This window comes from Roseivirga ehrenbergii, from assembly GCF_001593005.1.
Taxonomy (GTDB): Bacteria; Bacteroidota; Bacteroidia; order Cytophagales; family Cyclobacteriaceae; genus Roseivirga; species Roseivirga ehrenbergii.
On sequence record NZ_LQZQ01000002.1, the window covers coordinates 240,229 to 249,687 of the forward strand.

Sequence of the window (9,459 nt, forward strand, 5' to 3'; positions counted from 1 at the left end):
CAACATAAACGCATTGCTTTTCAAGAATTGGTCGTTCGCGGAAGCAAAGTGAAAAGGTCAAAAACTCAAAAAACAATTCAACAACAGTCAAAAACAAAAATTATGAAAACAACAGTTTTAACAATCGCACTTCTATTTATTGGCTTTAGCGCATTTGCCCAAGAGCCCGATCAGGAATTCAGAACCATTTTCAACAACAACGGCATTCGTAGCAATGGCGGTTACGGAGCCGTAACTACTGGCTACTCCAAAATTGCCGATCGACATGCCATTTTAATGGGTGGCCATGGCGCTTGGCTTATCAACCATCAGTTTGGTTTGGGTTTTGGCGGAACCGGCTTTGTTACCGAACGCAAAACCGACACGCAATTGAACGACAGATACTCTGTAGCGGGTGGATATGGAGGTCTTAGAATGGAGTTCATTGCCATGCCAAACAGTCCAATCCACCTTTCGTTTCCGATACTCATTGGCGCTGGCGGGGTTACTTACGTTGAAGCTGGCAGAGACTATGAATTTGCGAGGGAAGAAGACAGCCAAGCCTTTTTTGTAACCGAAGCTGGAGCAGAAATAGAAATAAACGTAATCAAGTTTATGCGACTTTCGTTTGGTGCACATTACCGTTATACTTCTGACATCGACTTAACGTATTTAGATACTGGCGCTCCAATTATGGATAAAGATGCCTTGCGCGGATTAAGCGGAACCATAAGCCTTAAATTCGGTAAGTTTTAAGAAATTGTTAAACCCAACTATTTAAATAAAATCCGACCTTTAGTCCAGTAATTTATACTGGGCTTTTGGTTTTTAAAGCAGAACTATTCAAACCGAAATGTATCTTAAAACACTTTTGCTTTTAACGCTTCTCACTTCTCCGCTCCTTGTTTTAAGTCAAGAAAGGGAAAGTCTGCTTTCAAGAAAAGTGACCTTAAACCTGCATGACACCTCCATTGAAGATATTCTGAAACGCATTGAAACTGAAGATTTTGCTTTCACTTATTCGGCAGAAGTATTTGATGTGAAGAAAAGGGTCTCCCTCAATGTGAAGGACGAAACCATTGGCAATGTTCTAGAAATCTTGTTTCGAGGCCAAGGCATGGAATGCCAGCAGCTGGGGAACAAATTGTTGATTAGGAAGAAAAGGGTTCCGAAAGAAACTGTGCCAAAATCAGACACTACGAAAAGGGAAACCACCTCCACACCGCCTATAAAGACTTCCGTTCAAAAAGTAGTAAGCCCGGTTATTGAAAAAGAGCGCGAAGAAACCTCAGTAACAGAAGCGAAAAAAGAAACGGTAACTTCTGCCATAACTGAACAGAGTAGTAAATCGACCATTGGGAACTCAAGTCCTTCTACAGAAGCATTAGTGTTAGAAAATTCCAGAGCAGAATACTACCAAGAAGAAAGAAAGCAGACTAAGACAGTAGTAGCCGCTTACGAGAACTATACGCTTGCCTCCTTAATTTTTGTGCCCATTTATGAAGTACACCCAAGGGTCATGCTCCCTATCGAATTCAAAGGTGAAATTGTGACGGAAGAAGTACCTCAAAAGGAGAAGGAACCCAAGCCCGAGAAACCAGCAAAGGATAATAAGTTTAGAATGAACTTAGCGCCAACCGTTGGCTATTCTGAAATTGGAGATCGGGACGCTATTGTTCTTGGAGGCCATTTGGTGTATAATCCCACAAAGAATTTTGGTATTGGGGTAGCTGGAAAAGGGTTTCTTACCAGAAATGAACCGGATACGGAATTGGGTGCTGATTATTCTTATTCTGGAGGTTACGGAGGGTTACTTTTAGAAGCTACATTGTTTCCAGACAAAGCATTCCATCTTTCATTTCCGGTAGTCTTTGGCTTAGGAGAGGTAATGTATAATAGTTTACAACCGCTCACCGGCTTAAACACTATTGAAGACCAAAGAACAATTTTTGTTTTTGAACCTGGAGCCTATTTAGAAATGAATGTGATCAAGTATTTGCGTGTGGGATTTGGAGCAACTTACAGAGATGCATCAAGTGCAAACCTAAAATACCAATCTACTGATCAACCGATTTTAGACAAAAATGGCTTAGATGGCTTGAGCATTAATATCATGGTCAAATTCGGCATATTTTAATTTGGGCTGAAAATTTAAATGAACCCTCCAAGAGTTTGAAACCCTTGGAGGGTTAACTATTGCTTTATCATTAACTTAACTTTTCTAGCCAATTCCTCGTGGCTATGGGCTAAATCAAAAACGCCCAACTGTTTCAGCTTTTCACCATGGCCTGGCTGAATGTGACTTCCCCCTAAAAAACCAATAGTGGTTAAACCTGCTGCCAACGCAGCTTGAACACCAGTAAAGCTATCTTCCACTACAATGATTTCTTCTCTCGGAATTTGAATCCTATCAATGGCCAATAGATACACCAAAGGGCTGGGCTTTGCTTGAGCAACCATTTCAGCCGAAAACACCCTGTTTTCAAAATGATGACTTGCCTCTATTTTCTCAAGGGCTTCGGTTACATAATGCGCGGCACTGTTTGATACCACTGATTTTGGAATAGAAACCTGAGTGAGCAAATTTGATATTCCCAAAATAGGTCTGACTTTAGCCTTAATTTGCTCATCAAGCAGAGGCACAATGGCCTCTGTTTTCAAGCTTGCTTTTAAGTGGCCTTCTGCCTTAAGTTGGTTAATAATATTGGTGAAGGTTTTACCAGTATGCTGAATAATAAACTCCTCCACCGAGATGTTCACCTTTTCACTGCTCAACCAATCTACCGTTACTTCAGCCGCTACTATTTCTGTATCAATTAATACTCCATCGCAATCAAAAATGATATGCTTCACTGATTAGAAGTTCGGAGTAAGTAAGTATTTAGAATAGAAGTCGTCAATTACCTTTACCGCTTCTTCTGGTGTATCTACTAAGTTAATAAGATCTAAATCTGGTGAGCTAATATTACCTTCTGTTAGCATTACATCTCTAACCCAGTCGAACAAGCCGGCCCAGAATTTTTTACCTACCAATACAATTGGAAATTTTCCGATTTTATTGGTTTGAATTAGGGTAATGGCTTCAAACATTTCGTCTAGCGTTCCAAAACCACCAGGCATAATTACAAAGCCTTGTGAGTACTTTACAAACATCACTTTTCTTACAAAGAAGTAATCGAAAGAAATGAGTTTATCTGGATCGATATAAACATTGCTGCCTTGCTCATGGGGTAATTCTATGTTTAACCCAACCGACTTACCATTTTCAGATTTTGCCCCTTTATTACCGGCTTCCATAATACCTGGGCCACCCCCAGTGATAACTCCATAACCATGGCGCACCAATTTAGCGGCAATTTCTTCGGCCATTTTGTAGTATGGATGATCTGGCTTAGTACGGGCCGAACCGAACACGGAAACGCAAGGGCCAATTTTGGCCATTTTTTCAAAGCCTTCTACAAATTCGGCCATCACTTTAAAAATTACCCAAGAATCATGGGTTTTAATCTCGTTCCAATCTCTGTCTTGAAACGCCCTTTTAATTTTATCTTCGTCTGTCATTTTCTTTATTTAATTAATGGCAGGCAAATTAAAGGGCTTTTCCTTATTCGCCAGCCTTATTTTATTGAATATAATAATTAGGTCAAATTGAATTTTGAAACAAAAATGGAAGAAGGCTCTTCAACATTTAAAAATGTGACCATTCTACAACTTACTTGTTTTTTGCTAAATCTTCCAAAGCATTTTGCAGCCTTGTGAATTTAAAGTCATAACCAGTTTTATTGATTTTGTAAGCGCTCACTTTATTGCCTCCTGTTACCACCTGTGCCATTTCGCCTAATACTAGGTGCAAAACAAATTTTGGAACAGGAATTGGCAAATAGAGTTTCCCAAATGCTTTTGCCGCCCTTTTCGTAAATTCTTTATTAGTTAAAGGTTCAGGAGCTACTGCATTGTACGGGCCAATCATATTTACATCCTCCACTGATTTACATAATATTCTAACCAAATCACTGATATGTACCCAGCTCATATATTGTTTACCACTGGCCAATGGAGCCGCCACTGGTGGGGCTAGTAGCTTTGGTAAAGCGCCCCCATCATTACTCAGCACCACCCCAATCCTAATTTGAACCACACGAATACCAAGTTCTGTAAATCGGCTAGTTGAATCTTCCCATGCCGTAACAACATCGGCTAAAAAATCGTGCCCTGCTGGTGAATCTTCTCTAAGATTTACATCGCCAGTATCCATGCCATAATAGCCGATAGCCGATGCCGCCACCAAAGTTCTTACCGAATGATTTGTGTTCTTGAGCTTTTCATAAAGCAAATCAGAGGTCTGCGTGCGGCTTTTTAATATTTCCTCTTTTCGTTCTTTTGTCCATCGCTTATCGGCAACCCCAGCCCCCGCTAAATGTACAAGGGTATCTACCCCATCAAAAGCACCTTCTTCTATATAGTTATTCTTGTAATCCCATTGGTAAACAGGAACGCTTTCTCCTTTGCCCTTTGAACGACTTAGCAAACGCACCTGGTGCCCTGCTCCTTTTAGAAGAGTAACCAGCTCGGAACCTACCAACCCTGTTCCTCCAGAAATTAATATTGACTTAGACATAATTATGTGGTTTTAAAAGTTGGTATGAGCTAATACCTATACTAACCCATCAAAAACAGAATGGTTTTAGCCAAACTCGCAGTTTATAAAAATCAACGATCTAGCCTGTATTACGAACAGTTAATCGTTAAAGTTGGCATATTCAATGTATTGACTACTTTACGTTACGCTAATGTTAAGCTAACACTTCTGAATATAACATTAGTCTCATAAACGTTTAATACAGGTGTAACCTACACTTTACCTCAGTACACGTTCTTTGTACCGTGAAATATAGAACAGTACTTATGAGATTATTTTTGTTTTTATTAATGATGAGTTGGTCATGGATGGTGACAGCTCAAGAAGTCGGAATAATAGCCGGAAAGATTACAGACAAAGACGCGAATGATGAGCCACTTCCTTTTGCTACGGTATTAATTCAAGGAACCCAGAAAGGTTCAAACACTGATTTCGATGGCCTTTTCAGAATTGATGGTGTAACTCCAGGTACTTACACGGTAGAGGTAAGGTTTGTTGGTTACGAAACTTTAGAATTAAAAAACATAGTAGTTACTGCAGGAAAAGTAACTGAAATCACTGCTTCAATGAGTGCTGGATCAACTAATCTAGAAGATGTGGTGGTTACAGCTAAAACAGAAAAAGACTCTGATATTGCCATGATTATGCTTCAGAGAGAGTCTTTACAAATGCTACAGTCTATTGGAGCAAAAGAACTTTCAAGAAAAGGAGTGAGCAATGCCGAAGGTGCTGTTACTAAAGTAACTGGTGTAAGTAAGCAACAAGGAGCTAAAAACGTATTTGTTCGTGGTTTAGGCGATAGATACAACAGCACATCATTAAACAACCTTCCGCTTCCGTCTGAAGACCCTGAATACAAAAACATAGCATTAAGCTTTTTTACTTCAGACATCATTAACAGCATTGATGTAAACAAAGCATTTGGTGCAAGCCTTTATGGCGATGTAGCTGGAGCAAACATTAACATTACTTCAAAGGAATTAGGTAACGAAGACATTTTTCAAATCGGAGTTTCTTCTGGTATCAACACACAAACCATTTCTGAAGACTTTTATAGTGCAAGCGGAACTAGCAAATTCGGAACGGTAGATAACCCAACAAGCCCAATTACGGATTTAAATAAATACGATTTTAAAAACTCATTCGAGCCAACTAAAGCTGGTACTCCAATCAACTTTGGTTTATCATTAAATGCCGGAAAGAAATTTCAGCTAGGAGCCAATGCGTTAAGCACCTTCTTGGTGGCTTCTCATAGCTCTGACTTCACTTACCAAAATGGTGTTACAAGAGATATTACCCCTGAAGGTGGAAGAAGTAAAGACCTTACTTTTGATAAATACGAATACCATGTTTCTCAGGTATTAATGGGCAACTTGAAATACGAAATAGGCGAAAACAATTTCGTATCATACAACGGAACTTACATTCATGACAACAACCAAAGCGTAGGTAATTTCAATGGTTTTCATGCAAGTATTTACGATGATGCTAGCAACCCTATTGCTGAAAAATCATTTATCAGAAGACAGCAAGAAAACAATAACAGACTCTATGTAAACCAATTGCTTTCTTACTTTGAGTTGAACAAAAACATTTCGCTTGACTTAGGTGCTTCATACAACTTAGTACAAGGAAATGAGCCTGACAGAAGAACCAATAGCTACGCTTTTGATGGCATTAACTACGAAACCGTTTCTGGTTCTGCAGCAGCCAACCACAGATTCTATTCTGAATTAGAAGAGAAAGATTACGCGGCTCGCGCTTTGTTAACCGTGAAAATGAACTCTGAAGAATCGCTCAACCAATTCCAGTTTGGTGCTAACTACAGAAATACCAAAAGAGACTTCTCTGCAATGCAATTCAACTTCAATTTTGATGCACCTACAGATGTAGATAGAGATAATCCTGATGGATTGTTCAACCAACCGTCTTTAGACAATGGTGTGTTCAACATTCTAACAGCCAACGGAAATGGTGTAGACGCTTTCGTTCCGATAACTTATAACGGTGACAGAAGAATTTATGCTGGTTTAGTCAACTACGCTCGTGAGTTCAATTCAGCTTTACTTTTAAACTTTGGTCTACGTTATGAGCAAATTGAGCAAGATGTAATTTGGGACACCAACCTTGACCGTAACACTTTCAACAATAACATTAACACGGTTTCGGAATCATACGTTCTTCCAAGCGTTAATGTAAAATACGACATCACAGACGATAAAGTAGTGAGACTGGCAGGTAGCAAAACCTATACCTTGCCTCAATTTAAAGAAGTGGCGCCTTTCCTTTATGAGGATGTAAACTTCTCAAGCTTTGGTAACCCATTCTTAAGACCATCGAACAACTACAACCTCGACCTTAAGTATGACTGGTACTTCACCAACACAGAATTAGTTTCTGTTACAGGTTTTTACAAAAGAGTTGAAGATGCATTGAACAGGGTTCAAGTAAACTCAGCGGCCAACGAGCTTTCTTATGTAAACACCGGAAACGCCAATGTTGCGGGTGTTGAATTGGAATTAAAAAAATCGTTGATCCAACAATATGGTGACGACAATAGCATGAAGCTTCTAAACTTTGGTTTGAACGTTTCATACCTCTATTCAAATCAAAAATTGGTTGATGTTCCAACCGATGCTTTAACAGTAAGATTTACAAATGCAGAAGATAAACTTGAAGGTGCTTCTCCTTTATTGATCAATGCAGACCTTACTTACCAGATTGAAAGAGAAGGACTTGATTTTACTACTTCAGTAGTAATGAATTACTTCAGCGATAGAATCTTCTCTTTAGGAACGGCCGGAAGCCAGAATATTATGGAGAAAGGTGTTCCTACTTTGGACTTTATCACAAGAACAAAACTAGGACAGCACTTGGGACTAAACCTGAGCTTAAAAAACTTATTGAACCCAGCGTTTAAACTAACCAAAGAACTTAACAACGGTAGCGATACCATCATTAATAGCTATAAAAGAGGCATGAACGTTTCTTTCGGAATCAATTATACATTTTAAAACAAAACCTAATCAAAAATTCTAATCCATTTTTATGAAAACTCTTAAGAATTACTTTGCAATGGCCGCACTATGTGCCGTTATTTTCGGATGTACTGATGACGATCCTGCTCCAGTTCAAACTAAGGACGGTGTGATTTCATCACAAAGCGATGTTGATCTAGATGCTGCTGACTTAAAAGGAGAAATCACTTCTAGTATTACTTTGTCAAACGCCCAAGAGTGGGTATTAACTGGCCCTTTGAGTGTAGCTAGCGGTGCTAAATTAACAATCGATGCCGGTACTACTATCAAAGCTCAGGCGGGCGGAACTAACGTTTACATTGCTGTTGAGCAAGGCGCTCAAATCTTTGTGAATGGTACTGCTGCTGCTCCTGTAAAAATGACTTCAGGTGCTGCTAACCCTGCTTCAGGCGACTGGGGCGGCCTTTTAATCATGGGTAATGCTCCAATTTCTGGTGGCGGAACTGCTACTACGGAAGTTGTAGATTACACTTATGGTGGAACTAACGCTACTGACGATTCAGGTGACATCACTTATCTAATTGTTGAATACACTGGTGCTCGTATTAACGGTGACAAAGAATTTAACGGTGTAACTTTCTACGGTGTTGGTTCTGGAACAACAGTAAGCAACCTTGCTGTTTTATACGGTGACGATGACGCTGTTGAGTGGTTTGGTGGATCTGTTAGTGTAAGCAACCTTTTGGTAGCTAACGCTAAAGACGACATGTTCGACTGGACACAAGGTTATGTTGGTCAAAACAACACTAACTTTTACGGAATCAGACAAGCTGGCTTTGTGGCTGTAACTTCTGACCCACGTGGTATCGAAGCCGATGGTAACTTAGACGGTAACTCTCCACAAGACGCTGGTCAGTCTAACCCTAAAATTGATGGTATCACTATCATCCACAATGCTGCAGTTGAAATGTCTGACATGGTAAAAATCAGAAGAGGTTCAGGAGCGGTTATCACTAACCTTTATGTGGCTTTAGGTGCTGGCGCTACTGCTGGTGACTTGGTTGATTTAACAGATGGAAAAGGTGTTGCAATTGATGCCACTTCAATTACAGGTACTGCTAATCCTGCTAACGGGTTAGATATTACTGATATTAAAAGAACTACTGATGTAGATAATGTACCTACTACATCAAACGGTACAGTTACTATTACTTCAGGGACAACTTCTGTTGTAAACACTTCAATCTTTGCTTGGACTGGCTTTAGCTTCTAATTCATTAGAAGGTTAGCATATATTTCACAGAGAAGACGCTCAGCAATGGGCGTCTTTTTTGGTTTTGGAGGTATTTGATAATTCGAAACACCATGAACAATCAAATTAAACCATTGATTTATAATGTAATAGATAATTGTAAATCAAGTGTAAAAGTAGTGGGTAAGTTCTGGGGTTTTTACTTGACAAGAGTAAAATTAAGTCAGTACATTTATAGCGGGACGCGATTTAAGGTTTTAACAGACTGAAAATCAGTCCCTTTTTTGTTGCTTATTGCTGAGTGCTACTCAAAAGTATACTTGAAAGGAAATTGAAAACACTTTAAAGCGTAGGCAATGGAATGGATAGTATCAATAGAGATAACAAGTTGGGGTTGGGGTCTGATCATACTTACATTGATTAGTTGGTTTGGAGCAATTACCCTTTCCAAAATCAATAACAAGCACAAATCGGAGCAGCTTGATAAGGTTTTAAAGTATAAAGGGTCAATTCAAATTGAAGAAGGCCATCAAAAAGATTCGTTTAAAATTAATAAGCTCAAGTAAGATGAACTGTTTTAGACATTTTTTCTGGCTCAGGAGGATTTCTGG

General features: G+C 39.3%; 8 protein-coding genes. 5 read left to right on the plus strand and 3 right to left on the minus strand.

Annotated elements, in window-relative coordinates:
- Positions 1–102 precede the first annotated feature (102 nt).
- Both MB14_RS03050 and MB14_RS03055 read left to right on the plus strand, forming a co-directional pair.
- The gene (locus MB14_RS03050) at positions 103–735 is read left to right on the plus strand and encodes a hypothetical protein (RefSeq protein ID WP_132644049.1); all 633 of its coding nucleotides are present in this window, start codon (positions 103–105) and stop codon (positions 733–735) included.
- A gap of 97 nt (positions 736–832) precedes the next feature.
- On the plus strand, positions 833–2,116 hold the full coding sequence (locus MB14_RS03055) for an STN domain-containing protein (RefSeq protein WP_062588574.1): 1,284 nt from the start codon (positions 833–835) through the stop codon (positions 2,114–2,116).
- Between the two features lie 56 nt (positions 2,117–2,172).
- Here MB14_RS03055 and MB14_RS03060 read toward each other — a convergent pair whose 3' ends face one another.
- The 3 genes from MB14_RS03060 to MB14_RS03070 all read right to left on the minus strand — a co-directional run bounded on the left by MB14_RS03060 (position 2,173) and on the right by MB14_RS03070 (position 4,597).
- A complete protein-coding gene (locus MB14_RS03060) occupies positions 2,173–2,832 on the minus strand; it encodes an HAD family hydrolase (protein WP_062588576.1) in 660 nt (219 codons plus the stop codon).
- A gap of 3 nt (positions 2,833–2,835) precedes the next feature.
- A complete protein-coding gene (locus MB14_RS03065) occupies positions 2,836–3,540 on the minus strand; it encodes an LOG family protein (protein WP_062588578.1) in 705 nt (234 codons plus the stop codon).
- A 151-nt stretch (positions 3,541–3,691) separates the two neighbouring features.
- Positions 3,692–4,597, minus strand: a complete 906-nt coding sequence (locus MB14_RS03070) for a TIGR01777 family oxidoreductase (protein ID WP_062588580.1) — start codon at positions 4,595–4,597, stop codon at positions 3,692–3,694.
- A 287-nt stretch (positions 4,598–4,884) separates the two neighbouring features.
- Here MB14_RS03070 and MB14_RS03075 point away from each other — a divergent pair, with 287 nt between their 5' ends.
- The 3 genes from MB14_RS03075 to MB14_RS03085 all read left to right on the plus strand — a co-directional run bounded on the left by MB14_RS03075 (position 4,885) and on the right by MB14_RS03085 (position 9,414).
- Positions 4,885–7,632, plus strand: coding sequence for a TonB-dependent receptor (locus MB14_RS03075; RefSeq protein ID WP_084375945.1), 2,748 nt, complete (start codon positions 4,885–4,887; stop codon positions 7,630–7,632).
- A 34-nt stretch (positions 7,633–7,666) separates the two neighbouring features.
- A complete protein-coding gene (locus tag MB14_RS03080; RefSeq protein ID WP_062588583.1) occupies positions 7,667–8,869 on the plus strand; it encodes a beta-helix domain-containing protein in 1,203 nt (400 codons plus the stop codon).
- A gap of 335 nt (positions 8,870–9,204) precedes the next feature.
- The gene (locus MB14_RS03085) at positions 9,205–9,414 is read left to right on the plus strand and encodes a hypothetical protein (protein ID WP_062588591.1); all 210 of its coding nucleotides are present in this window, start codon (positions 9,205–9,207) and stop codon (positions 9,412–9,414) included.
- Positions 9,415–9,459 lie beyond the last annotated feature (45 nt).

Bases quoted from the DNA above. Each gene is read 5' to 3' on its own strand.
- MB14_RS03050 (WP_132644049.1), top strand. From the start codon at position 103: ATGAAAACAACAGTTTTAACAATCGCACTTCTATTTATTGGCTTTAGC.
- MB14_RS03055 (WP_062588574.1), top strand. From the start codon at position 833: ATGTATCTTAAAACACTTTTGCTTTTAACGCTTCTCACTTCTCCGCTC.
- MB14_RS03065 (WP_062588578.1), bottom strand. From the start codon at position 3,540: ATGACAGACGAAGATAAAATTAAAAGGGCGTTTCAAGACAGAGATTGG.
- MB14_RS03070 (WP_062588580.1), bottom strand. From the start codon at position 4,597: ATGTCTAAGTCAATATTAATTTCTGGAGGAACAGGGTTGGTAGGTTCC.
- MB14_RS03075 (WP_084375945.1), top strand. From the start codon at position 4,885: ATGAGATTATTTTTGTTTTTATTAATGATGAGTTGGTCATGGATGGTG.
- MB14_RS03080 (WP_062588583.1), top strand. From the start codon at position 7,667: ATGAAAACTCTTAAGAATTACTTTGCAATGGCCGCACTATGTGCCGTT.
- MB14_RS03085 (WP_062588591.1), top strand. From the start codon at position 9,205: ATGGAATGGATAGTATCAATAGAGATAACAAGTTGGGGTTGGGGTCTG.